The 25,682-nt window shown below is 68.4% G+C and carries 23 protein-coding genes; 8 read left to right on the plus strand and 15 right to left on the minus strand.

Features of this window, described 5'->3' with window-relative positions:
- Positions 1-178 precede the first annotated feature (178 nt).
- From MTE01_RS16545 to MTE01_RS16555, 3 genes are all read right to left on the minus strand, one after another.
- The gene (locus tag MTE01_RS16545) at positions 179-1,156 is read right to left on the minus strand and encodes a carbohydrate ABC transporter permease (RefSeq protein WP_103205984.1); all 978 of its coding nucleotides are present in this window, start codon (positions 1,154-1,156) and stop codon (positions 179-181) included.
- Positions 1,153-2,505, minus strand: a complete 1,353-nt coding sequence (locus MTE01_RS16550; protein ID WP_246078346.1) for a carbohydrate ABC transporter permease — start codon at positions 2,503-2,505, stop codon at positions 1,153-1,155. The genes MTE01_RS16545 and MTE01_RS16550 overlap by 4 nt, the downstream gene beginning before the upstream one ends.
- Before the next feature lie 129 nt (positions 2,506-2,634).
- Positions 2,635-3,963, minus strand: coding sequence for an ABC transporter substrate-binding protein (locus tag MTE01_RS16555; protein WP_103205983.1), 1,329 nt, complete (start codon positions 3,961-3,963; stop codon positions 2,635-2,637).
- Between the two features lie 238 nt (positions 3,964-4,201).
- On the opposite strand from MTE01_RS16555, the gene MTE01_RS16560 reads away from it, so the two are divergent.
- Positions 4,202-5,215 carry a LacI family DNA-binding transcriptional regulator gene (locus tag MTE01_RS16560; protein WP_103206414.1) on the plus strand — a complete coding sequence of 338 codons (1,014 nt, stop codon included), beginning with the start codon at positions 4,202-4,204 and terminating at the stop codon, positions 5,213-5,215.
- 50 nt (positions 5,216-5,265) lie between these two features.
- Here MTE01_RS16560 and MTE01_RS16565 read toward each other — a convergent pair whose 3' ends face one another.
- The 5 genes from MTE01_RS16565 to MTE01_RS16585 all read right to left on the minus strand — a co-directional run bounded on the left by MTE01_RS16565 (position 5,266) and on the right by MTE01_RS16585 (position 13,249).
- Positions 5,266-9,918 carry an ExeM/NucH family extracellular endonuclease gene (locus MTE01_RS16565; protein ID WP_246078347.1) on the minus strand — a complete coding sequence of 1,551 codons (4,653 nt, stop codon included), beginning with the start codon at positions 9,916-9,918 and terminating at the stop codon, positions 5,266-5,268.
- A gap of 305 nt (positions 9,919-10,223) precedes the next feature.
- Complete coding sequence (rplL, locus tag MTE01_RS16570) at positions 10,224-10,610, minus strand: 50S ribosomal protein L7/L12 (protein ID WP_013585572.1); 387 nt, start codon at positions 10,608-10,610, stop codon at positions 10,224-10,226.
- A gap of 38 nt (positions 10,611-10,648) precedes the next feature.
- Positions 10,649-11,164 (minus strand): 50S ribosomal protein L10, encoded by a 516-nt coding sequence (rplJ, locus tag MTE01_RS16575; protein WP_094735742.1) that lies wholly within the window; start codon positions 11,162-11,164, stop codon positions 10,649-10,651.
- Between the two features lie 420 nt (positions 11,165-11,584).
- Positions 11,585-12,571: a type IV toxin-antitoxin system AbiEi family antitoxin domain-containing protein gene (locus MTE01_RS16580; RefSeq protein ID WP_141378424.1), complete on the minus strand. Its 987-nt coding sequence runs from the start codon at positions 12,569-12,571 to the stop codon at positions 11,585-11,587.
- A 276-nt stretch (positions 12,572-12,847) separates the two neighbouring features.
- The gene (locus MTE01_RS16585; RefSeq protein ID WP_141378425.1) at positions 12,848-13,249 is read right to left on the minus strand and encodes an SIP domain-containing protein; all 402 of its coding nucleotides are present in this window, start codon (positions 13,247-13,249) and stop codon (positions 12,848-12,850) included.
- Positions 13,250-13,351: 102 nt separating this feature from the next.
- Here MTE01_RS16585 and MTE01_RS16590 point away from each other — a divergent pair, with 102 nt between their 5' ends.
- The 4 genes from MTE01_RS16590 to MTE01_RS16605 all read left to right on the plus strand — a co-directional run bounded on the left by MTE01_RS16590 (position 13,352) and on the right by MTE01_RS16605 (position 17,446).
- Entirely contained in the window at positions 13,352-14,026 is a 675-nt protein-coding gene (locus MTE01_RS16590; RefSeq protein ID WP_103205979.1) for a YqaJ viral recombinase family protein, read from the plus strand.
- A gap of 99 nt (positions 14,027-14,125) precedes the next feature.
- Positions 14,126-15,820: an MDR family MFS transporter gene (locus MTE01_RS16595; protein WP_141378426.1), complete on the plus strand. Its 1,695-nt coding sequence runs from the start codon at positions 14,126-14,128 to the stop codon at positions 15,818-15,820.
- Positions 15,813-16,286, plus strand: a complete 474-nt coding sequence (locus MTE01_RS16600; RefSeq protein WP_103205977.1) for a MarR family winged helix-turn-helix transcriptional regulator — start codon at positions 15,813-15,815, stop codon at positions 16,284-16,286. The genes MTE01_RS16595 and MTE01_RS16600 overlap by 8 nt, the downstream gene beginning before the upstream one ends.
- A 140-nt stretch (positions 16,287-16,426) precedes the next feature.
- A complete protein-coding gene (locus tag MTE01_RS16605; protein ID WP_141378427.1) occupies positions 16,427-17,446 on the plus strand; it encodes an NADP-dependent oxidoreductase in 1,020 nt (339 codons plus the stop codon).
- A gap of 2 nt (positions 17,447-17,448) precedes the next feature.
- Here MTE01_RS16605 and MTE01_RS16610 read toward each other — a convergent pair whose 3' ends face one another.
- Complete coding sequence (locus MTE01_RS16610) at positions 17,449-18,336, minus strand: LysR family transcriptional regulator ArgP (protein ID WP_141378428.1); 888 nt, start codon at positions 18,334-18,336, stop codon at positions 17,449-17,451.
- 70 nt (positions 18,337-18,406) lie between these two features.
- Between MTE01_RS16610 and MTE01_RS16615 the strand changes: the two genes are divergently transcribed.
- Both MTE01_RS16615 and MTE01_RS16620 read left to right on the plus strand, forming a co-directional pair.
- Entirely contained in the window at positions 18,407-19,066 is a 660-nt protein-coding gene (locus MTE01_RS16615; protein WP_103205974.1) for a LysE/ArgO family amino acid transporter, read from the plus strand.
- Between the two features lie 43 nt (positions 19,067-19,109).
- Positions 19,110-19,385 carry an acylphosphatase gene (locus MTE01_RS16620; RefSeq protein WP_116239218.1) on the plus strand — a complete coding sequence of 92 codons (276 nt, stop codon included), beginning with the start codon at positions 19,110-19,112 and terminating at the stop codon, positions 19,383-19,385.
- Position 19,386: 1 nt separating this feature from the next.
- Here the strand turns inward: MTE01_RS16620 and MTE01_RS16625 are convergent, their stop codons facing one another.
- The 6 genes from MTE01_RS16625 to rplK form a co-directional block, all read right to left on the minus strand.
- Positions 19,387-20,430, minus strand: a complete 1,044-nt coding sequence (locus tag MTE01_RS16625; RefSeq protein WP_141378429.1) for an NAD(P)H-dependent flavin oxidoreductase — start codon at positions 20,428-20,430, stop codon at positions 19,387-19,389.
- A 24-nt stretch (positions 20,431-20,454) separates the two neighbouring features.
- Positions 20,455-21,255: an amino acid ABC transporter ATP-binding protein gene (locus tag MTE01_RS16630; RefSeq protein WP_141378430.1), complete on the minus strand. Its 801-nt coding sequence runs from the start codon at positions 21,253-21,255 to the stop codon at positions 20,455-20,457.
- Positions 21,242-21,907 (minus strand): amino acid ABC transporter permease, encoded by a 666-nt coding sequence (locus MTE01_RS16635; protein ID WP_103205970.1) that lies wholly within the window; start codon positions 21,905-21,907, stop codon positions 21,242-21,244. Before MTE01_RS16635 ends, MTE01_RS16630 begins: the two co-directional genes overlap by 14 nt.
- An 88-nt stretch (positions 21,908-21,995) precedes the next feature.
- Positions 21,996-22,799, minus strand: coding sequence for an amino acid ABC transporter substrate-binding protein (locus MTE01_RS16640; protein WP_103205969.1), 804 nt, complete (start codon positions 22,797-22,799; stop codon positions 21,996-21,998).
- Positions 22,800-22,988: 189 nt separating this feature from the next.
- Positions 22,989-23,681 (minus strand): 50S ribosomal protein L1, encoded by a 693-nt coding sequence (gene rplA, locus MTE01_RS16645; protein ID WP_094734955.1) that lies wholly within the window; start codon positions 23,679-23,681, stop codon positions 22,989-22,991.
- Between the two features lie 11 nt (positions 23,682-23,692).
- Positions 23,693-24,124 carry a 50S ribosomal protein L11 gene (gene rplK / locus MTE01_RS16650; protein WP_013585556.1) on the minus strand — a complete coding sequence of 144 codons (432 nt, stop codon included), beginning with the start codon at positions 24,122-24,124 and terminating at the stop codon, positions 23,693-23,695.
- A gap of 560 nt (positions 24,125-24,684) precedes the next feature.
- Here rplK and MTE01_RS16655 point away from each other — a divergent pair.
- On the plus strand, positions 24,685-25,431 hold the full coding sequence (locus MTE01_RS16655; RefSeq protein WP_141378431.1) for a hypothetical protein: 747 nt from the start codon (positions 24,685-24,687) through the stop codon (positions 25,429-25,431).
- Positions 25,432-25,682 lie beyond the last annotated feature (251 nt).

Genomic DNA, 25,682 nt, shown 5'->3' on the forward strand with positions numbered 1-25,682 from the left:
ACCGCAGGGCATGGGCTCCCGCCCCCTCACGCATAAACGCGATCCACACCCATAAACGCGCGCTCCTCGCGTTTTCACGTGCGGATCGCGTTTATGCGTGGGGGTCGGCGGGTGAGCCGGGAACGGCGAAGGGGCGCGACACCCTTCCGGATGCCGCGCCCCTTCGGTCGAGACGGGCTCAGCCCTTCGTCGCTCCAGCCAGCAGACCGCGCACGAAGAAGCGCTGCAGCAGGAAGAACACGATGAGCGGAACCAGAATCGAGATGAACGTTCCCGCGGACTGCAGGAACCACTGGTCGCCCCAGGTGCCCGACAGCGAGTTCAGCGATTGCGTCAGAGGCAACGAGGACGATGGCGCGAAGATCGTCGCCACGAGCAGGTCGTTCCACACCCAGATGAACTCGAGCACCGCGAACGAGGCCAGAGCGGGAGCGGCGAGCGGCAGGATCAAGCGGAAGAAGATCTGCCCGTGTCCGGCACCGTCCACGCGCGCCGCCTCGATGACCTCAGCGGGGATCTCGGCGATGAAGTTGTGCAGCAGGAAGACCGCCAGCGGCATCGCGAAGATCACGTGCGCGATCCAGACGGTCGCGAAGCTGTGCTCCACACCGCGCAGGTCGAATCCCGGGAAGATCGTGACGTCGTTGATGGTCAGTCCGCGCGAGAACAGGCTCAGCAGGGGCACGAGGGCCATCTGCAGCGGCACGATCTGCAACGCGAAGATGAAGATGAAGAAGAAGTTGCGTCCCTTGAAGTCGATCCACGCGAACGCGTACGCGATGAGCGAAGCCACAGCGAGCGCGAACAGCACGACCGGGATGGTGATCGCGAGCGAGTTCAGGAACGACTGCGCCAGGGTCAGTGCGGTCCCGCCGGAGGTCAGCGCGAGACGGTAGTTCTCCAGCGTGAACGACGGGTCGGTGAACACCGTCCACCACCCCGACGACTGGGTGTCGGAACCCGGTCGGAACGAGGTGACGAAGAGACCGAACGTCGGGATCGTCCAGAAGAAGGCGATCACGATGGCCGCGATCGTCGCGCCCTTCGAGGTGAGGCGCTTGCGCGCCATCGCCTCGTGCTTACGCGTGTCGCGCGCGACCTGGCGGGCGGAGCGGGTGTCTGTGGTGGGTTCGATCACCACGGTCGAGGTGGTCATCGCACTTCCCTCTGCTTCCGGATCTGGCGCACGTTGAAGATGATCAGCGGCAGCACGAAGATGAACAGCACCACGGCCAGCGCCGCGGAGTGCCCGTAGCTCTGGAAGCGCTGCTGCTGGTTGACCATCTCGAAGGCGAGCACGGTCGAGTCGTTTCGCCCACCGGTCATGACGGCGACGATGTCGTAGATCTTCAGCGCACCGATCGCGATCGTCGTGAGGACCACGATGAGCGAAGAACGGATGCCGGGAACGGTGACGTTGACGAAGCGCTCCCAGGCGCTGGCGCCGTCGAGTTCGGCCGCTTCGTTCTGCTCCGGCGGCACGGCCTTGATGGCGGCCGAGAGGATGACCATCGCCAGTCCCGTCTGACTCCAGATGAAGACGACGACGAGCAACAGCGTGTTGATCAGCGGCGACGCCGCGAGCCACGAGACCGGCTGCCCGCCGAACGCCGTGACGATCGCGTTCAGCACGCCGATCTGGTCGCCCTGGCGGAAGTCGTAGACGAACTTCCAGATGATGCCGGCGCCGACGAACGAGATCGCGAACGGCGCGAAGATGAGCACCTTGAGGTACTTCTCCCCCGCCGCGCGGTCGATGAAGACCGCGTAGGCCAGACCGATCGCCGTGGCGATGGTCGGGGCCAGGAGCACCCAGATGAGCGTGTTGATGACCGACCAGAAACCCTCGGGGTTCGTGAAGGTCCAGATGTAGTTCTCGAGACCGACGAAGTTGTCACCGGTCTTGTCGAAGAACGACTGGAAGAAGGTGGTGATGGCCGGGTAGACCAGACCGATCAGCAGCAGGATCGACGCGGGGGCCGCGAACAGGATCAGCTGGAAGAGGTACCCCGCACCCTGGCGCGAGCGGTAGTCGGCGTAGAAGAGGATCGCACCGAGCAGGATCGCGATGCCGAGCACGTAGACGACGGCGTTCTGGTACGGGCGCAGAAGCATGAACGCCAGCACCGGAATACCGAAGCAGGCGATGAGCCGCAGCCAGAAGTATCCCTTGCCGGAGCGCGGTGCGTATTCGATGAGAAGCAGCAGAAGACCGACGACCGCGCCGAAGGCGACGATGACGAGGGGGATCTGGACGAGGGGGCTGAGCCCGCCGAGCCAGATGAAGAAGCTGTTGAGGCTGAAGCCCAGGGTGGTCGGCTTGGTCTCGGCGGGAGCCCGCGTGACCATGAAGAGGAAGAGCGCCACCACCAGGATGAGCCCTACGAGCACCACGAGCAGCGTGGTGCGATTGCGTGCGCCGGAGCCGCGCGTACGACGCTCGGCTCGTCCGCCCGGCGGAGGTGACGCCGTCGGCGCCTTCTCCGCGTTCTTGATATCGGTCATGACGTCCCTCCCGAACACGCCTTCGTGCTCATCGTTGAGTGCCCGTGTGGTGCGTGCGGGCGGAATAGAAGTATGGACCCGGATGGGCCGCCCGCGTGGCGGGCGGCCCATCGGTGGTGCGGCGGCTGATTAGTTGTTATAGCCGGTCTGGATGTCGCTCAGCACCTGGTCGGTCGGCGTACCGTCGATCCAGCTGACCATGCCCTTCCAGAACGAACCCGAGCCGACGGTGGCCGGCATGAGGTCCGAGGCGTCGAAACGCAGCGTGGTGTTCGGATCCTGGACGACCTTCATGGCCTCCTGGAGGAACTCGCTTGAGGCGAGCGACGGGTCGGCACCCTTGTTGGCCGAGATCACGCCGCCGAGCTTGACGCGGGCGTTGGCGAAGTCGGGCGTCGACATGAACTCGGCGACCTTCTGGACGTTCGCGTCGTCGGAGAAGGTCGTGACGAACTCGCCACCGCCCTCGACCGCGAGCTTGCCCTCGGTCACGCCCGGGAGCAGGAACGCGTAGACGTCGCCGTCGGGAGCGACGGTCGGCGTCTGTCCCGCGGCGTTCTTGACCGTGAGGAAGTTCGACGACAGGAACGAGGCCTGGTGCGTCATCGGGCAGCTGCCGTCGGCGACCTTGGCGGCCACGTCGGCGAAGGCGACCGAGTTGATGCTCTTGACGTCGCCGAAGCCGGCGTTGACGTACGAGGGGTTCAGCAGGATCTTGCCGGTGGCCTCGAAGGCCTCCTTGATCGGCGCGTCGGTGAACTTGACCTCGTTGGCGACCCACTTGTCGTAGACGTCGGCGCCGGACTGACGCAGCACCATGTCTTCGATCCAGTCGGTTCCGGGCCAGCCCGACGCATCACCCGAAGCGAAACCGGCGCACCAGGGCGCCGCGCCCGTCTTCTGCTGGATCGTCGCTGTGAGGGTCATGAGCTCGTCGAGCGTCTTGGGGATCTCGACGCCCCACTCCTTGAACTTCGCGGGCGAGTACCAGACATAGCCCTTGAGGTTCGCGAGCATGGGGGCGGCGTAGAACGTGCCGTCCTCACTGCCGTAGGACTTCCAGTCCTCGCCCCAGTACTGGTCGACGTTCGACGACACGGTGTCGGACGCCTTCTTCACATCTCCCGTGCCGATGAGGGTCTTGAGCAGACCCGGCTGGGGAACGATCGCGATGTCGGGGGCATCGCCACCGGTCACCTTGGTGACGATGTTGCCCTCGAAGCTCTTGTCGCCGGTGTAGACGACCTTGATACCGGTGTCCTTGGTGAACTGGTCGAACGACTGGTTCAGCAGATCGGCCTCGCTACCGGTGATGCCGCCGGAGATGCGGACCGTCGTCTCGCCTCCCGAACCGCTCGTGCCGCCGCTGTCGCCTTCCGCGCAGCCCGCGAGAGCGATCGCACCGATCGCCAACAGCCCGACGGGCGCCAGCAGACGGTACCGCTGTGACATACCCATGTGGTCTCTCCTCTTTGAGTGTCTTGGTGCACCGGATCCCGTCGGGAACCGATTCCAGGCAACCGTAGAGGCAATCCACAAGAGTTGCAACCGACCTCAGGTCACGAACGGATAACTAGCGGAAAGACGCGGAAAACAGCCAGCAGATCGAGCCGGGACCGGTTCCACTTTCGCGAATTCTCGGATACTGTTTTCGAGGTCGACACGGATGTCGACCCCTCACGAGGAAGATCACGGCATGAGCGGAATCGCCGATGTGGCACGCCTGGCCGGCGTGTCCAAGTCGACGGCGAGCCGCGCCCTCACGGGCGGCGGCTACGTCTCCGACGGCACGCGCCAGCGCGTCGCCGACGCCGCGGCATCCCTCGGTTATGTGCCCTCGACGAGCGCGGTGAGCCTCGCGACGGGGCGGACGCGCACGATCGCCCTGATCGTTCCGAAAGTGAACCGCTGGTACTTCGGCTCGATCGTCGAGGGCGTGGAACGCACCCTGATCCCGCTCGGCTACGACGTCACGCTGTACGTCGCGGAGCCCGGCTCGAACGACCGCGAAAGCCTGTACTCGACCTACCTCGCCCGCAAACGCTTCGACGGCATCATCGCCGTCGCCCTCGAACCCGACGACGCCGATCTGGAACGCTTGGCGAACATCGGCAAGCCCGTGGTGAGCATCGGCAACGCCTTGAGCGGGGTGCCCACCCTCGGCCTCGACAACATCGCCATCACGCGCATCATCACGCAGCACCTCATCGCGCTCGGTCACACCGACATTGCCTTCGTCGGCAGCACCCCGCGCAGCGATGCGCCGGCGAAAGACGTCGACGAACGCTCCATCGGGTACCGCAACGCGATGAACGACCACGGCCTGGCCGTGCGGATCCGCAGCGTCCCCTCGACACTCACAATCACCGACGCATATGCGGCTGCGGCATCGTTCCTGGCCGACGCGGCATCGCGTCCTACGGGAGTGGTCGCTGCCTGCGACGAGGTCGCGATCGGCGTCATCATCGCCGCGCGCCGCATGGGCATCTCGGTCCCCACCGAGCTCAGCGTCGTCGGGATCGACGGGCACGACTATGCCGAGATGTTCTCGCTCACCACGATCGAGCAGTTCCCGCAGGCACAGGGAGTCGAGGCGACGCGCATGCTGCTCTCGATGATCGAGGGAACGGGCGATCACCCCGCGTGGCGCACCGAAGCGGACACGCGGCTCGTCGTGCGCGCCTCGACCGCTCCCCCGCGCTCCGCGTAGACGGAAAGGGTCCCGGATGCCGTGGCATCCGGGACCCTTCCCGTCCCCGATCAGTCGGCCTGGCGCGTCGCGCGCCGACGGGCCACGAGTCCCAGGCCCAGCAGCGCGAGGGCGGCGAGCACGCCCGCACCCATCCACGCCGTGTCGGAGCCGGTGGTGGGCAGAGCACCCGAGCCGGAACCCTGACCCGAACCGCCCTGGCCCTGGCCCTGGCCCGCTCCGTCGCCGGGGGTGCCGACACCGTCACCGGGCGCCGCGACCCGCACGGGGACGATCACGTCGGTTCCGCTGGGCTGCGCCACCAGACGCAATTGCAGTGTTCCGACCGCGTCCGCGGGCACGCCCAGGGTGACGGTCGCGGACCCGTTCACGACGGGGACGCTCGTCGCCGCCGGGGCGGCGAGAGCCGCGATCCGCGCCGTGGGAGCGGCGAACAGGGCGAGGCGGGTCGAAGCGGCCTCGGCCCCGAAAGAGGCGTCGAGGGTCGTGTTCTCCGGCGCACCCAGCGACGTGAGATTCAGGTTCGACACCGTCACCGTGAGGTCGGCACCCGGGGCGGCCGTCGTGGAGCCCGAGACCTGCACCCCGCGGGCGGTGAAGTCCGGCGTCAGACCGGGGTTGTCGGTGAGGTACCGGATCCACGCGTCGCGGTCGATCAGCCCGGAGTCACGGGTGTCCGTGCCTCGCGCGAAGACCGAGAAGCTGTCACCGCCGCCGAGCAGGAAGTTGAACGAGCCCACGCGGTACCCCTTCGCCGGGTCGACGGCCTGACCGTCGATCCAGACGCCCGTGACGCGCTGACCGGCCGGAAGCGACGCGTCGTACGTGAACCGGAGGTTCTCCGACACGCCGAGCGCGAGGTTGGCATCGTCGGTGCGCTTCGAGAAGTCGCCCCACTGCTGCTCGAGCACCTGTCGGATCTGATCACCCGTGAGCGTCGTGGTCCACAGGTTGTTCAGGAACGGCAGGACGGCATTGGCCTCGGCCAGGGTGATCACGCCGTCCGAGCCGTAGAGCAGCTCGTCGCGCAGGCCGCCCGGGTTGACGAATGCGACCTCCGCACCGCCACGGTCGGCGTCGTCGAGGGAGTCGAGCAGAGCATCCGCGACCAGCCCGCCCAGGGCGGACTGCTTGGTGCGGTCGCCCCGCGCACCACCGGTGTAGACGCCGTCGACGTACGAGCCGCCGCTGAAGGCCGTCGTGATGTCCGCGCTCACCGAACCCACCTCCTTCTGCCCCACCACATCCGCCTCGGCACGGGCTGCCTTCACGATCGCGTCGACCTCGGCCACGCGCGGGTAGGTCCGGATGAGCTCCGCGTCCAGCGCCGCGTTGACGGCCGCGTCCTTGCCCCCGAGTCGAGCGACGTTACGCGCGGAGGAGCTCACGACGTCACCGTCGGCGTCGACATTCAGCACGATCTGACCGATGTTCTCGCCGTAGCTGCCGGTCTGGACGATCGGGCGGGTGCCCTCGCGGCCCGGGATCGGCGCGTTCCACGCGTAGAGCTGGTGCGTGTGACCGGTGAAGATGGCATCCACCTCGGGCGAGGTCTGGTTCACGATCTCGGCGAACGGGCCACCCGCCGCGAGGGCCTGCTCGAGCGTCGTCGTGGCCTGACCGGTACCGGAGCCCTCGTGGTACTGGGCCACGATCACGTCGACCTGGTCGTCGATCTGGGCGACCACACGGTTGACCTCGGCGACCGGATCCCGGAACTCGATCCCCTGGATGCCGCTGGGTGTGACCAACGTCGGGGTCGACTCCGTGATGGCTCCGATGACGCCGACGCGCACGCCGTCGACCTCGAAGATCGCGTACTCCTGCAGGAGCGGCTTGCCGTCCTTGAAGACGTTCGCGGCCAGGTAGGGGAAGTCGGCGAGCGTGTCGACGCGCCCCGTGAGGTCGTCTGCACCCTTATCGAACTCGTGGTTCCCCGCGGCAGAGGCCTTCAGGTCGAGCGCGTTCAGCACGTCGATGGTCGGCTTGTCGCCGAAGTACGACGAGGCGAACACCGAGGCGCCGATGTTGTCACCGTTGGAGATGAAGAGGGAGTTCTTCTCTCCGTACTGCGCGCGCACCTGCTCGACGGTTCCGGCGAATCGCACCGTGTTGGCGTCGATGCGACCGTGGAAGTCGTTGATGCCGATCAGGTTCACCTGGGTGGTCGGCGACAGATCGAGGCCGACGATGACCGGATCGTGGTCGCTGGAGCGGTACGGCGTCGTGTCGTAGAAGTTGACCGCGTTGTAGTTGAAGCGGCTGTACTCCAGGGCGAGCGCCTCGACGGCGTTGATGTTCCAGATGTCGGCGCCGGTGACCAGCTCGCGCGCCGAGGGCGACGCGAGGACGTGGTCGAGCGAACCCGACTGGCCGCTGAACGAGTACGAGTACTTGCCCGTGCCGGCCTCCAGCGGCTCGAAACCGAAGTCCCGCAGCTTCTGGATCGGGTCCTCTTGCGAGTAGGAGTTGAAGTCTCCGAGAAGGAACACGTCATCCGTGCCGACGGCGGCCGAGCGCGTCTTCGCGAAGTTCCCGAGGGCCTCCGCCTGACGCACCCGATCGCCGTTGAACGCGCCCTGGATGCCGTTGGCGTTGTCACCCGTGGCCTTGGGGTTGCTGTCGCCCTTCGACTTGAAGTGGTTCACGATCGCCAGGATCTTGGCATCCGGGAACGCGACCGGGGCGAACGCCTGCGCGAGCGGCTGGCGTGCGTTGCGGAATGCGGCGTCGTCGAGGATCACGCTGTCGCCCACGGGAGCGGCGACGGCCTTCTTGTAGATGAAGGCCGTGCGGATGACGTCCTCCGTCGCGGGCAGGGCCGCGGGCGAGGGCACGAACGCCCACTGCTGCGAACCGAGCGCCGTGTTGAGGGCGCCGACGAGGGTCGACAGCGCCGCGTCGCGGTTCTTGCCGAACTTCGCGGAGTTCTCGATCTCTTCGAGCGAGACGACGTCGGCGCCGAGGCCGTTGATCGCGGCGACGATCTTGTCCTGCTGGCGCTTGAGGTTGACGTCGTTCGCGGCGCCACGGGGACCGGGCGCGGGGCACGTGTCCGCGGTGATCGGGTTGCCCTCGCGGTCCCGGTAGACCGAGGTGCATCCGACGCTCTCGGCGGTCGTGGTGAAGTAGTTGAGGACGTTGAAGCTCGAGATCTTCAGATCACCGCCGACCGGCGCAGGCGCCTTCGTGCGGGTGTTCGCGAAGGTCGCGGGCTGCACGTCCTTGGCGTTGTCTACCGTCAGCTGCTGCGTCGGCTGGAACTTCCAGGCGTTGTTGCGGTAATCGAGGACCACCGGCTTCGTGAACGTCACCGGGGCGCCGACGCGCACCGGGTTGGTGAGCGACACGTACGGCAGGGGGATGCCCTTGTTGGCGTCGCTCAGGAAGTTGATCGACGCGCCGTCGTCGAGCACCACGGCTCGGGCGTTGTTGTCGGCGACCGCCGCGACGTACTCGGGGCTGTCGGGAACAGCCACGTCGGTGGGGGTGCGCAGCGGCGTGGTGCCCGCGGCGAGGCCCACCTCGGCGTACTGGTTGGTCGAGTACGAGTTCGTGACCGTGAAGTCACCCTGCGGCGCGAGGAGCATGCCCTCGAAGCGCTCGCGCTCTTCGTCGGTCTTCGGCCAGGCGATCTTCGCGGGCTGCACGGCGGCCGCCTGCTCGGTGAGCACGCTCACCCCGGAGGCCTCGGCGGTGATCTGCGTCTGGCCCGAGAACTCTTTGGCCGTACCGGTCACCTCGACGTGCTGGCCGACGGCCACCTTCGCCGTCGCGGCCGAGCCGTACACGAACACGGCGTCGGATGCCAGATGCGTCTGGGGATCGATCTCGCCACCGGTGCCGGGGGTCTGGATGAAGAAGCCGTTGTAGCCGCCGGTCGGATACGCGGCGGTCACGATGCCGCGCGTGGTGACGGTCTGATCGGCCAGGGGTGTGGTGGCACCCGTGCCCTGGATCTCGCTGATCGGGATGACCGTTCCCGGCGTGACCGGGGGCGCCTGCGTCGGCGAGGTGGAGGGCGAGGGCGAGGCCGATCCCGACGGGTCGGGGTTCGGCGTGGCACTACCCGAGCCCTGCGGCGTCACGGTCGTGGTGTTGGTGAAGTCCGCGGAGTTGTCGTTGGTGTCGACGAAATCGGTGCGGACGAGAGCGTTGGGCGTGGTGTTGCCTTCGGTGACCGTGGCGGCCTTCGTCTCGAAGCTGACCGCGGAGCCGTAGCCGAGGAAGTCGACCACGCGGGCATCGGTGACGTTGCCGGCTGCCGGTGCGACCGCCTCGCCGACGTTGGCGAGAATGAGCTGGCCGTTGGTCCCCGAGGGTGTGATGGTGGTGCTCGTCAGGTCGGCGGCGGGCAGGTCCGCACCGGCCGGCGGGTTGCCGTTGCCGGGGAGGGCGATGAGGTAGTAGCCGCCCGCGGCGATCGAGCCGGTCAGCTTCTGCACGTTACCCTTGGCGACGTTCGTCGCGGCGCGATACTGCAGCGACCATCCGCTGAGGTCCTGGGCGGTATCGCCGGCGTTGTACAGCTCGACGAACTTCTTGTTGAAGATCGCGTTGTCGCTTCCGCCCTTCAGGTAGGCCTCGTTGATCACCACCTTGGAGCCCACGGCAGCCGACGCCGGCAGCGGGACGATAGCGGAACCGAGCAGGGCGACGCCGAGGGCGGCGCTCAGTGCGGCGGTGAAACGGCGCGCGGACACGCGCGAAGCATCGGAGGGCATGGGTCTCCAAGTACCGGCGTGCACAAGGCGACGTCGGAGGTGGGGGGATCGACGGGGGGTTCTCAACGACCGTAAACGATCCACATACCCTTTTCCCAGGCTTCTTTATTTCGATCTGGTGAACATCAGTACCTCGGCGGGTGAAACCGCGTCTCACGGGAGCGAAGGCGACGTCGCCCTCGAACGGCCGACGACCCCACCTCCGGCGGGAAACGACGAAGGCCCGGATGCCAGTGGCATCCGGGCCTTCGTTTATCGCGTTGAAGCGACCGCGTGAAGCGAAATTACTTCAGGGTCACCGAAGCGCCGGCCTCCTCGAGGGCAGCCTTGGCCTTCTCGGCGGTCTCCTTGTTCGCGCCCTCGAGCACGGCCTTGGGAGCACCATCGACGACGGCCTTGGCCTCGCCGAGGCCGAGCGAGGTGAGCTCGCGGACGACCTTGATGACCTGGATCTTCTTGTCACCGGCGGCCTCGAGGACGACGTCGAACGAGTCCTTCTCCTCGGCCTCTTCGGCGGGGGCAGCGCCACCGGCGGCGGGGCCGGCAACGGCCACGGGGGCGGCAGCGGTGACGTCGAAGGTCTCCTCGAACGCCTTGACGAACTCGGAGAGCTCGATGAGGGTGAGCTCCTTGAACGCGTCGAGCAGCTCTTCGGTGCTGAGCTTAGCCATGTTGTATCTCCTTGATCGGGTTAATCATCCGGGCCGGGTCAGGCCGCGGTGTCCTGCTTCTCGCGCAGCGCGTCGACCGTGCGAACGGCCTTCGACGGAAGCGCCTGGAAGACGTATGCCGCCTTGGTCATCGTCGCCTTCATCGCACCGGCGAGCTTCGCCAGCAGGACTTCACGGCTTTCGAGATCGGCGAGCTTGTTGACCTCATCCGCGGTCAGAGCGGCGCCATCGAAGTAGCCGCCCTTCACCACGAGCTGAGGGTTAGCCTTGGCGAAGGCACGCAGGCTCTTCGCGACGGCGACAGGGTCACCGTGCACGAACGCGATGGCAGACGGGCCCTTGAGCTCGTCGTCCAGTCCCGTGACCCCCGCGTTAGCCGCGGCGATCTTGGTCAGCGTGTTCTTCACCACGGCGTAATCCGCGTCCTGACGGATGTCGTTGCGCAGCTGCTTGAGCTGGGCAACCGTCAGACCGCGGTACTCGGTCAGCAGAACGGCGGTCGAGCTCTCGAAGTTCTTCGTGAGCTCGGCGACCGATGCATCCTTCTGCGCCATGGCCACTCCTTGTGTGAACGAGGCGCTCCGCGGTGGCGGGGCGCCGGCCGAAGACACCGGGTCCGGACAAAAAGAAGAGCTCCGGCGCAGGCGCACGGAGCTCGGATTCCCGAAGGAGAGTTCGTTTACCTGCGTAGGTCCCCTGCTTTTCAGCAGACGCTTCGATCGGAATGCGAGCACTCCGATAACCGACGGTCTTTGGCTTGACCACTAATGTACCCGACGCCCGCTCCCCCGCCAAACCGGCCCGCTCTTCCCGCCAACCCCGCCCTCGCCGCCCGGCCCGCCCGCCCAGCCGACCCCGCAGGGTTGCCGACGACGCACGCGTTCGTCGTGACCGCGTCCGATTAGCCCCCAACAACTGCGTCCTCAGCGAACGCGTGCGTCTTGGCCCCGCCAGCATGACGATTACGGCCCGCATCAGCGCGGCGGTCGCACTCCGAATGCCGCCAGGCGGGCCGCGAGCGCCTCCGGCGAGACGATGTCGGCGAAGCCTCCGCGACACACTCGCCACTGCGTGACCCCGCGAATCCAGTCCTCACGCCGCTTCTCATCCAGTAGCACGTCTTCGACGGAGCGGCCCCGGCGCATCGAGACGTCTCTGTACTTCACTTCTCCGTCGAACTCCCAAAACGTTTGCGCGTCAGGCAGGGCGATGTCGACGAAGTAGTCGAACCCACGAGGTCCTTTCACCGCCACCTGCAGGTCCAGGCGACGGAAACCGAGTCGATGCAGCTGCAGCCTGCTCACGCTCTCGCCCGGGAGCTCCGCCCGACCGTCGGCGAAGTCAACGATCCATTCGGCAGCGCGCACGCCGCGTCGCCCCCTCGCACGCTCAACGCGCTCCCGCATGACGTCACGCCAGAGCGCCTGCGCATCGGGATCGAACCGCCGATCCTTGACTGAGACTCGACGCAGGGCCCCGTCGGCGCAGCTCAGAGCCACCTCGCGCGGTTGCGTGCACGCGATATCGAGTACGGTCCGCTCGAGAGAGGTGCAGCGGATGCCGTCGACGACGACAGCGTCCGCCGGGTCGAGCACCCCCGTATGCCGTCGGATCGTACGTCCACTTGGAGGATGCGAAGCGCGAGGAACCGTCGTGTGAACAGGCTCTTCGCGGAACCGATACACCGGGAGACCGTGCAGTACAGCCGCCGAGAGATGGGAGAGCACGCCGACGGCGTCCCGCGAGCGGTCGACGGCGGCCAGGACGGCGAAGCGATGACGGTCGCTCGGCCGCGCCGCTTCCCACTCCTTGCGAGCAATGTAGACGCCCGCCTGAATCCGGTGCCAATCCCCCGCAGCCCCGGCCTTGCGCATCTCAGCATCCGACACACCGCGCTCACTGAGCTCGTCTCGGGAGAACAGCGACCGTCGGGCTCGCACGACCGCTGATTCCGTCTGCATACGCCCACCCTGTCGAATCCGGCAGCATGGCGTCGTGCGTTATCCACAGCCACGCGCCCAACAGAAGGCACGGAGAGGGCTTCGAAGACGCATCCCATCAGCGAAGACGCAGAGCATCGCGAGTGACCGCGTGCGTCCTCGCGAGACGGGTGCGTCCTCACCAGATGACTGCGTCCTCACCAGACGTGTACGCCCCCACGAGACGACTGCGTCCACGCGAGACAGGTGCGTCTCGGAACCCGGACAGCGCCCACCACCCGCCCCACCCGCCCCGCCTCAGGAGACCCGCGACTCCGGCAGCATCGCCCGCGTCATGCGCACGATGCGAGACGGTGTGCGCGCACCGAGCCATACGGTGCACACGGGTGCCTCACCGCAGGACCACTCGGCGCACCACGCGTGGATCGCCGCCGCGAGCCTCTCGCCGCGCGGGCGCAGCTCGCCGTCGAGCGTGCGGTCGAGCCAACTCACCCGTGCCGACGGGGCGTCGAACGCCTCGATCTCCCCCACCCCGCAGACCTCGACCAGAACGGTCGCGTGCGCCTCGGGAGAGAGGGCGGCGACGATTCGCCTCATGTCGGGGACGTTCCGCGCGTCGCCGCCGAGCAGCACCGCGCCTTCGAGATCGCACCAGCGACCACCGTCGGGGCGACGCAGCGAGGGACCGTCCGAGCTCATGCACACAACTTAGGTCACCCTTACTTCGCCCACAAGACCCCGGATGCCGACGCGCCGCCCCTCGCACGCAAACCTCGGGCGGACCGGGTTAGGGTCGAACGCATGTCCCCCGAGCTCGTCGCCTCGCGAAGCGCCGACCTGGACGCCCGGATCGTCGCCGACTCGCGCGACCGCGTCGCCTGGATCCGCGCCCGGTCCCGGGGGATCACCGCGACCGACGTGGCCACCCTCACGAGCGCCAATGCGATCTCGAGAGCCGCGGATGCCAAGCTCATGGGCTCGAACTTCTCGGGCAACGCCTTCACGGCCCACGGTCGCCGTCGCGAGCCCGAGATCGCCGCCTGGGTGGCGGCGACCCACGGCATCCGTCCGTCGTCCGCGCTCTATCACGCGGTGGTCGAGAAGCGTCATCTCGCGACCCCCGACGGCGTGGTCGTCGACGGCGAGGGGCGCATCGTGCTCGCCGAGATCAAGACCACCAACAAGGCGTGGCGCTCGATCCCCAAGACGTACATGCGCCAGATCTGGTGGCAGCAGCACGTGCTGGGCGCCGAACGCACCCTCGTCGCGTGGGAGCAGCACGACGGCTTCGTGCCGATGCACGACGAGCCGCGATGCCAGTGGATCGACCGAGACGAGCGCGAGATCGCGAAGCTCGTCGGGTTGGCAACCTCCCTCATCGACGAGCTTTACCGCCGCACCATGGAGGCGCGGCGACCGGCTCCGGTGCGACAAGAACCCACGGACAGGTATCGGGCCCTCGCCCTCCTCGATTAATGGTTGACGCAAGTCAATCAATAGGCGTATCGTTGACATCAGTCAACTAATCGCGCCAGTGTCGTCGCGGCATCCGTCCCCCTTTCGTGGAGCTCCCGCATGACAACCTCTTCTCTCGAGGCGCCCGCCCAGCGGCGCGTCCTTCCGGCCCTCATCGGCCTGCTGCTCGGCACCTTCGTGTCGATGCTCGCCTCGACCGTGGTGTCGACCTCGCTGCCCGTCATCGTGCACGACCTCTCCGGCGACCAGAACGCCTACACCTGGGTCATCACCGCGACCCTGCTCACCACCGCGATCTCGACGCCCATCTGGGGCAAGCTCGCCGACCTCTTCAACCGCAAGGTCCTCATCCAGATCGCCATCGCGATCTTCGTGCTCGCGACCGCCGCCGCCGGCTTCTCGCAGAACACCGACATGCTCATCGCCTTCCGCGCGGTGCAGGGGCTCGGCGCCGGCGGTCTCGCCGCCCTCAGCCAGGTGATCATGGCCGACATCATCAGCCCCCGCGAGCGGGGTCGCTACATGGGCCTGTTCGGCGCGGTCATGGCGGTCGCCACGGTCGGCGGCCCGCTGCTCGGCGGCGTCATCACCGACGCCTTCGGCTGGCGCTGGAACTTCTTCGTCGCCCTCCCCTTCGCGGTCGCAGCGCTCCTCATCCAGCAGCGCACGCTGCATCTTCCGGCGCGGGCGAAGCGCGCGGTGAAGATCGACTACGTCGGCATCGTCCTGCTCTCGGCCGCCGTCTCACTCCTGCTCATCTGGGTCACCAACGCCGGCAGCACCTTCGAGTGGGCGAGCACCGAGACGCTCCTCATGGTCGGCGGCGCGGTCCTCGCCGCGGTCCTCTTCGTCATCGTCGAACTGCGATCGTCCGAGCCGCTCGTCCCGCTCACCCTGTTCCGCGACGCCACCTTCACCCTCGCAACCATCGCCTCGATCGCGACGGGTCTTGCGATGTTCGGCACCTCGGTGTTCCTCAGCCAGTACATGCAGATGGCCCGTGGCGCCACGCCGACCGAGGCAGGCGTCATGACGATCCCGATGATCGGCGGTCTGCTCGTCTCGTCGATCGTCGTCGGCGCCCTGATCTCGCGCTTCGGTCACTGGAAGCCGTTCCTCATCGCCGGTGGCGTGCTGTTGATCGCGGGCTCCTTCCTGTTGTCGACCATCCACTACGACACGAACTTCGCCCTCGTCTCGATCTACATGGCCCTGCTGGGCGCGGGCGTCGGCATGACCATGCAGAACCTCGTCCTCGTGGTGCAGAACACCGCCAACCCCACGCAGATGGGCGCGGCGAGCTCCGGGGTGACGTTCTTCCGCAGCCTCGGCGGCACGATCGGCGTCTCGGTGATGGGCGCCGCTCTCGCGAGCATGGCGACAAGCCTGTTCAACGACCGCGCGGCCGACCTCAAGGCCGCCATCATCGGCCTCGGCGCCGACGGAGCCTCGGTCGCGCAGACCCTGCAGTCGGGAGCCATCCCGCAGGTGTCGACCCTCCCCGAGAGCGTTCGCGTCATCGTCGAGGACATCTACGCGCAGTCGATCGCGCACTCGTTCCTCATCGCCGTGCCCGTCGCGGTCGTGAGCCTCGTCGCGATCCTGTTCCTGCCGAACCGTCCGCTGACCCGCATGACCACCACCGAGCGCGTCGCAGCGAGCGAGGCCGACTTCGCCACCGTGTCCGTTCCCGAGGCCATGGCCACGCTCTCGGCCACCGGCACCGTCCCGACACAGGATGCCGGCTCCTCGCGTCGTGCACGCCGTGCGTCCGAGATGGGAGAGGATGGCTGACGTGACGAGCGATAAGGACGACGACCGCCGCGAGGCCGTGCAGGCCCTCGAGTCGTCGTTCTCGGAGCTCATGACGGTGTTCCGCCGCTTCGTCTCCGAAGCGGCGGAACGCGTGAGCCCGGGGATGCTGCCGGCGACGTTCAAAGCCCTCTCCGTGGTGAGCCGCTTCGGTCCGCTGACCCTGTCCGCGCTGGCCGAGCGTCTGGCCGCCGACAAGGGGTTCCTGAGCCGTTCGATCACCGAGCTCGAAGAGCTCGGCCTCGTCACGCGCACGCCGGATCCGAACGACCGTCGCTCACGGCTCATCGCCGTCACCGAGGTCGGCCACGGCCGCCTGGCCGAGGCACGCGCGCCGCATGAGAGCCGCCTGTTCGACGCGATCGCCGACTGGACGATCGACGACATCCGTCACCTCTCGACGCTGCTGCACGCTCTCGCCGTCGGCGAAGTCCCCGCTCGCGACTGATCGCGCTTCCCGCGCGAGCGCGGCGGGCGGGCTTCGCGACACGGTGACCGAGGCGTAACACCGTCGAGACAATGGCCGGGTTGACTGTGGGAACCGCGGCGAGGTCGCCGCGAACCGACCGCAGCGAGAGTGAGCGCCCGATGAGATTCCGATCGACGCATCCCGATACCGTCCTCCAGCCCGCTCCGTCGGTGCCGGACACGATGCGCGCGGTGGTTTTCGACGGCCCGGGCGACCCCGAGGCACTGCACCTCGCCGAGATCGAGGTCCCCACGCCGGTACTGAGCGAGGTGCTCGTGCGGGTGGTCGCGGCCGGCGTCAACCCGATCGACGCGAAGACCCGCGCGGGACGAGGCCTGTCCGGCGCTATCTCGTCGTGGCCGGTCGTGCTCGGACTCGACGTGAGCGGAGTGGTCGTGCGTGCCCCCTTCGACGCGCACCCCTTCCCCGTCGGCACCGAGGTCTACGGCATGGCCACCGTGCCGCGCACGAGCGGCTCATACGCCGAGTACGTCGTCGTCCCGACCCTCTCCCTCGCCCGAAAGCCCTCGTCTCTCTCGCACGTCGAGGCGGCCGGTGTGCCGGTGGCGGCCCTCACCGCCTGGGGCATCGTGGTCGAGACGGCCCTCGCCCATCAGGGCCAGCGCATCCTGGTGCACGCGGGCAGCGGCGGCGTGGGCCACTTCGCGGTGCAGTTCGCCGCCTACTTCGGCGCGCACGTGATCGCGACCGGATCACCGCGCAACCTGGAGTGGCTCCGCGAGCTGGGCGCCGCCGAGGTGGTCGACTACACCTCGACGCGGTTCGAAGAGGTGGTCTCCGACGTCGACGTCGTCATCGACCTCATCGGCAACGTCTCCGACGACACCGGCACCCGCTCGCTCGAGGTGCTGCGTCCGGGTGGTCTGCTCATCGAGGTGCCCACCGGGGCGTGGCCCGGCTTCCGCGAGGCGGCCGCGGAGCGTGGCATCCGCTCCACCGATTACAAGACGATTCCCGACGGCGGGGCTCTGGCGACCATCACGCGGCTGCTCGAGTCGGGAGCCGTGCGCGTGTACGTCGAGCACGTCTTCGAACTCGACGACGCCGCCGCGGCGCACACCGAGATCGAGCGGGGGCACACGCGCGGCAAGATCGTGCTGAGCGTGAGCGACGACTGAGCTCAGCCCGCGGCCAGCATCCGGCGCCCCTCGTCGACGATCTCGTCGGCGATCTCGTCGAGCAGTGGCGAGGTGAGGTTCCACTGCTGCCAGTAGAGCGGCACGTCGATGGGGTCGTCGCCGAGCCGCACGAGTTCGCCCGCACGCAGCGCCCCCGCCGACTGGAATCCCGGGAGCAAGCCCCACCCGAGGCCCAGTTCGACGGCGGTGGCGAAGTCCTGCGATGCCGGGACCCGGTGCCGCGGCGGAGCCGCTGCGGGCACTCCTCGGCGAGCCAACCACTGCGTCTGCAGGTCGTCGCGCCGGTCGAAGTCCACCACGGGCGCGGCCCGGAGCGCCTCGGCGTCGACCCCTCCGGCGAACCATTTCGCCGCGAACGAAGTGGTGGCCACCGCCTCGTACCGCAGCACGCCGAGCCGTCGCACACGACACCCGGCCACGGGCGCCTCTCGCGAGGTGACCGCGGCCATCACCGTGCCGGATTCGAGGAGCCCGGCGGTGAAGTCCTGGTCATCGCGGTGCAGATCGAACACGACGGCGCGACGATCCGCCACTCGGGCGAGCGGCGGCAGGAACCAGGTGGCGAGGGAGTCGGCGTTCACCGCCAGCGGGACGGATACCACGGCTCCCCCTTCCGCGCCGATCGCGGCGAGGGCGTCATGCTCGAGCAGGGCGAGTTGGCGAGCCAGTCGCACCACGGCACCGCCTGCTTCGGTGGCGCGCACGGGCTTGCTGCGCACGAGCACCACGCGCCCGAGCTGATCCTCGAGCGCTCGGATGCGCTGACTCACCGCGGAGGGGGTGATGTGCAGACGCCGGGCGGCGGCATCCAGGGTCCCCTCTTCGACGACGACAGCGAGCGTCCGGGCCAGATCGAAGGGTATCGGCATGAAGGAATGCTAACGGTGCTGCAGAATCCTGAGCTGGTCTACGCCTCACTCCGTCCCTAGCGTCGCCTACGTGCTCCCCTCCCTGCTCGCCGGCCTCGGTCTCGGCTTCTCTCTCATCGTCGCCATCGGCGCCCAGAACCTCTTCGTCTTGCGTCAGGGCATCCGCCGCGAGCACCTCCTCGCCGTGGTGGCGGTCTGCGCGCTCTCCGATGCCGTTCTGATCCTGCTCGGCGTCTCGGGCGTGGGCTTGGTGCTGCAGGCGGTGCCGTGGCTGATCGTGGTCGTCCGGTGGGCGGGGGCCGGGTTCCTCGTCGGCTACGGCCTCCTCGCCGCGCGCCGCGCCCTGCGTCCCAGCGGCGCGACGCTGCACCTGGACACCTCGACATCCCCTTCCGCACCGACGGCCGGCGGCACGACGATACAGACCCGTCCGGCGCGCACCACGCTGACGGCGACGGTGCTGACATGCCTCGCCCTCACCTGGCTCAATCCGCACGTGTACCTCGACACGGTCTTCCTGCTCGGATCCGTGGCGTCGACGCACGGCGACGGGCGCTGGGCCTTCGCGGTGGGGGCGTGCATCGCGAGCCTGGTCTGGTTCTCGGCCCTCGGCTTCGGTGCGCGGTTCCTCGGCCGGTGGCTCGACACCCCGCGCGCCTGGCGCGTTCTCGACGGCATCATCGCCGTGGTGATGTTCGCGATCGCGCTCTCCCTCGTGCTGCCGCACTGAACCGACGACACCAGGGCCCGGCGGCGTCGGCGAGAATGGGCCGATGCGAACGGTGACGATGACGGTGACGGGCCGCGTCCAGGGCGTCGGCTTCCGATACTCCCTGCGCACAGAGGCGGAGCGTCTCGGCGTCGACGGCTGGGTGCGCAACCGCCGGGATGGTTCGGTGGAGGCGTTCCTCTCGGGAGACCCCGACGACGTCGAGGGCGTGATCGCCTGGGCGCACGATGGGCCGGCCGGGGCCCGCGTCGACGATGTCGACGTCGTCGAGGGCGCCGAGCACGCGGCATCCGGGTTCGAGATCCGCGCCACCGCCTGAGTCAGACCGGGAGGCCGGCCGTGAGTTCGGCGAGGACGTCGGCGGCGTCGTCGAAGCGCGACAGCGCCGCGGCCTGCCCCGCCCACAGCGACACCAGCTCGCCGTCGCCCCGCGCGGTCGCCGCAGCGCGGAACACCCCGGTCAGCCAGTTCTGCGCGGGAAAAGGAGCGATCATCCCCGACGCCTCGAGCTCGTGCATCGCTCGATTCGGGATGCCGCGAGCCAGCCGCCCGCTCATGGCCCGGGTCAGCACGGTGTCGGTGTCGGCCGCTCGACCGATCGCGTCGCGATGGGCGGCGGTGGCCGCCGACTGGGAGGTGCGCAGGAACGCCGTCCCCACCTGCACCCCCTCGGCGCCCAGAGCGAGAGCAGCCGCGACCCCACGCCGATCGGCGATGCCGCCCGCGGCGATGACCGGGACGCCGACGGCGTCGACCACCTGCGGAACGAGGGCGAACGTTCCGACCAGAGACGCCGACGCCTCTCGCAGGAACGACACCCGGTGCCCGCCTGCCTCCGAGCCGGTGGCGACGACGGCGTCGACGCCCGCCGCCTCGAGCGCGACGGCCTCGGCGACCGAGGTCGCCGTGCCGATCACGCGGATGCCGTGCTCACGCGCCGCGATGAGGGTGTCGGCATCCGGAATCCCGAAGACGACGCTCAGCACGTCGGGCCGGGCCGCGAAGACGGCGTCGAGCTGGTCGGCGACGGGCGGCAGGAACGCCGTCGGCGGGGTGGGCGCGTCGACCCCGGCCGCGGCGAACAGCGGGGCCGCGGCGTCGACGAACGGCTGCACGTCGATGTCTTCGGGGCGCACTTCGTCACCGCGCGGAAGCCAGAGGTTCACGGCGACGGGCCGCGGGGTGGCGGCGCGCAGCTGCGACACCGTGTCGTGGATGCGGTCGGGCGTGTAGCCGTACAGTCCGAAGGACCCGAGCCCTCCCCCGTCGCTGACGGCGGCAGTCAGAGCGACAGACGACAGTCCGCCGAACGGGCCGAGGACGATCGGCACGTCGATGCCGAGAAGGTTCTCGAGGCGGCTCATCCCTCGACCCTACGGCGCCGGCTGTTACTCCGCGCTCTCCGAGGGGTCGGGGCCGTCGAGCGGGCGCAGCAGACGATCGAGGAAGCGTCGAGTACGCTCCTTCTTCGGCTGGCGCAGGAGCTCGGACGGCGCTCCGCGCTCGACGATCACTCCCGCGTCGAAGAACAGCACCTCGTCGGCCACCTCGCGCGCGAAGCCGAGCTCGTGCGTGACGATGACCATCGTCCACCCCTCGTTCGCCAGTTCGCGGAGGACCGTGAGAACCTCGCCCACCAGCTCGGGGTCGAGTGCGCTGGTCGGCTCGTCGAACAACAGCAACGAGGGCTGCAGGGCCAGAGCGCGCACGATGCCGACGCGCTGCTGCTGTCCGCCGGAGAGCTCGGACGGGTACGCGTCGCGCTTCTCCGACAGGCCGACGCGGGCGAGCAGGGTCTCGGCACGGGCGACAGCCTCGGCTTTCGGGACGCCGTGCGCCTGGATCGGCCCCTCGATCACGTTCTGGATGACGGTGAGGTGCGGGAAGAGATTGTGGTGCTGGAACACCATCGCCGAGCGATCGCGCAGCCCGGTGCGATCGGACTTCGACACCTTCTGCGAGAAGTCCACGACCGGCCCCCCGTCGAACGCCAGCACACCGGCATCCGGGGTCTCAAGAGCGTTCAGGCACCGCAGCACCGTGGTCTTGCCAGAGCCGGAGGGCCCGATCAGCACGAGCACATCGCCGCGGCGCACCTCGAGATCGACACCGTCGAGGACTCGGTTGGTGCCGAAGCTCTTCTGCAGTCCCGAGACGGCGAGCAGCGGGGCGGTGTCAGTGTGCGACATGGCGGTCCAGCCTCTTTTCCAGGGCGTTCTGCCCGAACGACAGCACGAGGCAGAACAGCCAGTAGATGAGCGCGGCTTCGAGATACACCGCCATGAACTCGTACGAGAAGGCAGCGATGGCCTGCGCCTGGCGGAACAGCTCGGTGACGAGGATGAGGGATGCCAGCGAGCTGTCCTTCACGAGCGAGATGAACGTGTTCGACAGGGGCGGCACCGAGACGCGAGCCGCCTGCGGCAGGATGATGCGCGTCAGCGTCTTGCGGCGGTTCAGGCCCACCGTGTGCGCCGCCTCCCACTGCCCGCGCGGGACGGACAGGATGGCCGCGCGGATGACCTCCGCCGCGTACCCGCCGACGTTCAGCGAGAACGCGATGACCGCCGCGGGGAAGGGATCGATCGTCAGTCCCAGCGACGGCAGGCCGTAGAAGATCACGAACAGCTGCACCAGCAGGGGCGTGCCGCGAATGATCGAGATGTAGAACCGGGCGAAGCCCGACAGCACCACGTTGCGCGAAAGGCGCAGCAGGGCCATGGCCAGCGCGATCACGAGACCGATCGCGAACGAGGCCAGGGACAGCGGGATCGTGCCCGTGATGCCGGCCAGAACCATCGGCCAGAACGAGTCGACGAGCAGGGTCCAGATGTCGTTCATGAGCCTCCTTCCTCACACGCGAGCGGATCATCCGCCTCCCACGTTAGAGCGGGGAAGCGGATGATCCGCGGGGGTTTACACCAGCTGGTTACTTCGTGACGTCGGCGCCGAAGTACTTGTCGCTGATCGTGGCGAGGGTTCCGTCGGCGCGGAGTTCGTCGAGCGCTCCGTCGACGGCATCCGCCAGCTTGTCCTGGCCCTTCTTGAAGGCGAAGGCGCTCTCGGAGGAATCCTCCGTGGTGGCGGCGATCTTCAGGCCGGTCGGGCTGTTGGTCTTCTCGTAGTCGAGGTAGGTGAGCTGGTCGTTGACCGTGGCGTCGACGCGACCCTGCTTGAGCAGGGCGACGGCCTGGGCCCACCCCTCGACGGCCTCGACCTGGGCGCCGCTCGACGTCGCGAGCTCGTACCAGTTGCTCGTGAGCGACTGGGCGGTGGTCTTGCCCGACAGGTCGGCGAAGCTCGAGATGGCGTTGTCGCTGTCGGTCGTCACGATGACGCCGCGCGAGACGGTGTACGGCGAGCTGAAGGTGTACTTCTCCTGGCGCTCGGGGTTGATCGAGACCTGGTTGGCGATGACGTCGAAGCGGCCGGCATCCAGGCCCGCGAAGATCGCGTCCCACTGGGTCTCCTGGAACTTCACCTGCAGACCGAGCTTGTCGGCGACGGCCTTCGCGATCTCGACGTCGAAGCCCGTCAGCTCGCCCGCACCCTCGTGGTACGAGAAGGGACGGTAGGTACCCTCGGTGGCCACGGTCAGCGTGCCGCCGGAGATCAAGCCGAGATCCGACCCCGCGTCGGGGTTCGCCGCGGTGGAACCGCCACTGCAGGCGGTCAGCGCGAGGGCGCTGAGGCCGAGGGTGGCGGCGAGGACGGTCAGACGGCGACGGGGCATAGCTGTTCCAGACATGTGTGAGTGGTGTGGGGGGGGTACGCGGTGCAGGCGTACCCTCCAGCAGAACACGCTCGGGCGCGAACGTCTTCCCGCATGACGCCGTATTGCACGATCGTGCAGGCGCAGTGCCGCCCGGAAACGCGAAAGCCCCGCCGACACGAGGTGCGGCGGGGCTTTCGGTGACCGATGTCAGACGATGACGTTGACGTCCAGCGGGATGCCGGGACCGAAGGTGGTCGAGACGGCGCCCTTCTGGATGTAACGACCCTTCGAGCTCGAGGGCTTGAGGCGGACGATCTCCTCGAGAGCGGCCTTGAGGTTCTCGTCGAGCTGCTCGGCCGAGAACGACGCCTTGCCGACGACGAAGTGCACGTTGGCGTGCTTGTCGACGCGGAACTCGATCTTTCCGCCCTTGATCTCCTCGACGGCCTTGGCCGGGTTGGGGGTCACGGTGCCGGTCTTGGGGTTCGGCATGAGGCCGCGGGGTCCGAGGACCTTACCGAGGCGACCGACCTGGCCCATGAGCTCGGGGGTCGAGACGGCGGCGTCGAACGACGTGTAGCCGGCCGCGACCTTCTCGATGAGCTCGGTGCCACCGACCTCGTCGGCGCCGGCGGCGAGAGCCGCCTCGGCCGCGGGGCCGTTGGCGAAGACGATGACGCGCGCGGTCTTACCCGTGCCGTGGGGGAGGATGACCGTGCCGCGGACCATCTGGTCGGCCTTACGGGGGTCGACCGAGAGCTTCAGCGCGACCTCTACGGTCGAGTCGAACTTCTTCGAGCCGGTCTCCTTCGCGAGGGCGACGGCCTCGGTCGGGGTGTAGAACGTGTCGGCCGCGATCTTCTCAGCTGCGGCGCGGAATGCCTTGGACTTGGTAGCCATTGTTATCTCCCTCAGTCCTCGACCGTGATGCCCATGGAACGGGCGGTGCCGGCGATGATCTTCGAGGCGGCCTCGATGTCGTTCGCGTTCAGGTCGGGCTGCTTCGTGGTGGCGATCTCGCGAACCTGGTCCTTGGTGAGCTTGCCCACCTTGACCGTGTGGGGCGTGGACGAACCCTTGGCCAGTCCAGCCGCCTTCTTGATGAGCTCCGCCGCCGGCGGGGTCTTCAGGATGAAGGTGAAGCTGCGGTCTTCGTAGACCGTGATCTCAACGGGGATGACGTTGCCGCGCTGGGCTTCGGTCGCCGCGTTGTAGGCCTTGCAGAACTCCATGATGTTGACGCCGTGCTGACCGAGCGCCGGACCGATCGGCGGTGCGGGGTTGGCCGCGCCTGCCTTGATCTGGAGCTTGATCAGGCCGGTCACCTTTTTCTTGGGTGCCATATCCTTTTCCTCTCTCGAGCGGAAACCTCGCGGCTCCCTCTCTCCCGCACGCCCGGCGGTTCCGGACAGCGGTCGTTGCGCACTGACGCACGCAACCTTGCCATTGTACGCGACGTCGGGGCTTTCGGCATCCCGCGCCGTCCGTCCCCGCGGCCATCGCGCCCCACCGTCCCCGCGCCGCACCCTCCCCCGCGCTCCGCGCTCCGCCCTGACGCATAAACGCGATCCGCGCGCATAAACGCGTGTGCATCGTGTTTATGCGCGCGAGGAGCGTTTACACGAGGACCCTTCGCGAGTTATCCACACCCCGCGGCACGCACCCGCCCGCGAACTGGCACCCTCACCGGATGGACATCGTTCCCCGATCGCTACGCGCCTCCCCGGCACCACTGATCCGCGCCTCGCACGCGCCCCGATCCGGACCACCGTTGTGGCGAGACGAATCCCTGCTCCGCGTGCGCGCCGGTGTGTACACGGTCCGCGCCGCATGGGAGGCACTGAAGCCGTGGGAGCGCTACCTCGTTCGGGTCCATGCGTTCGCTTCGGCGAGACAGGATGCCGTGTTCTCACACGAGTCCGCCGCCTCGCTGCTGGGACTCCCCGTCTTCGGCCACCCGCGAGCGATCCACATCTTCGACGGACGCCGGTCGAGATCGGTGACGTACGGCGACGTCACCGTTCACACGAGCGCCGACGAGAGAACGAACTGCTCGATCGCCGGCATCCGCGTGAGCGCCATCGAGGACGTCGTGATCGACCTGGCCCGGGTGCTGCCTCCCGCATTCGGGCTCGCCGTCGCCGATGCCGCGGCCCGGTCTTTCGGCCTCGACACCCCGCGATTGCTCGATCTCGCCGCCGCGCAGCAGACCACGTTCGGGGCGCGACGCGCGCTGTGGGCGCTGTCGCGCGCGACGCCGCTGGCGGAGTCACCGGCAGAGTCGGTCAGTCGAGCGGTCATCGAGTGGTGCGGGTTCCCCGCTCCCGCGCTCCAGACGGAGCACGGCGTCGACGGACGCATCTACCGGTCGGACTTCTGCTGGCCTGAGCGGAAGATCATCGGCGAGGTCGACGGGTGGATGAAGTACAGCGACACAGATGCCGCCGCGGCGGCCGAGGCCGTCCGGGCCGAGAAGCGCCGTGAGGACGCTCTTCGACGGCACGGGTGGCACGTCGCCCGGTGGGACTACGCGGGAGCTCTCCGCGTCGAGGCGCTGCGTGGCGCCCTCCTCTCCGCCGGGCTGCAGCCCGTGCGTCGCTCCGAGGGGGCCGCCCTGGTCTCCGTCGGGAGGAACACCCGCTCGATGTGACAGGCATAAACGCCATTCACGCGCAGAAACACGTGGACATCGCGTTTATACGAGTGGATCGCGTTTATGCCTGGGTTCGGGGCGGGAACGGCGAACGCCCCGGGCGCGGCGCGGGGGCGGGGCGGGCGCGGGGCGGCGCGGGGGCGGGGCGGGCGCGGGGCGGCGCGGCGGCGGGGCGGGCGCGGGGCGGCGCGGGCGCGGCGCGGGCGCGGCGCGGGCGCGGGGGCGGCGCGGGGCGGGGCCGCGCGGGG

Origin of the sequence: Microbacterium testaceum (genome assembly GCF_006539145.1) — a bacterium.
In the GTDB taxonomy this organism is placed as follows: domain Bacteria; phylum Actinomycetota; class Actinomycetes; order Actinomycetales; family Microbacteriaceae; genus Microbacterium; species Microbacterium testaceum.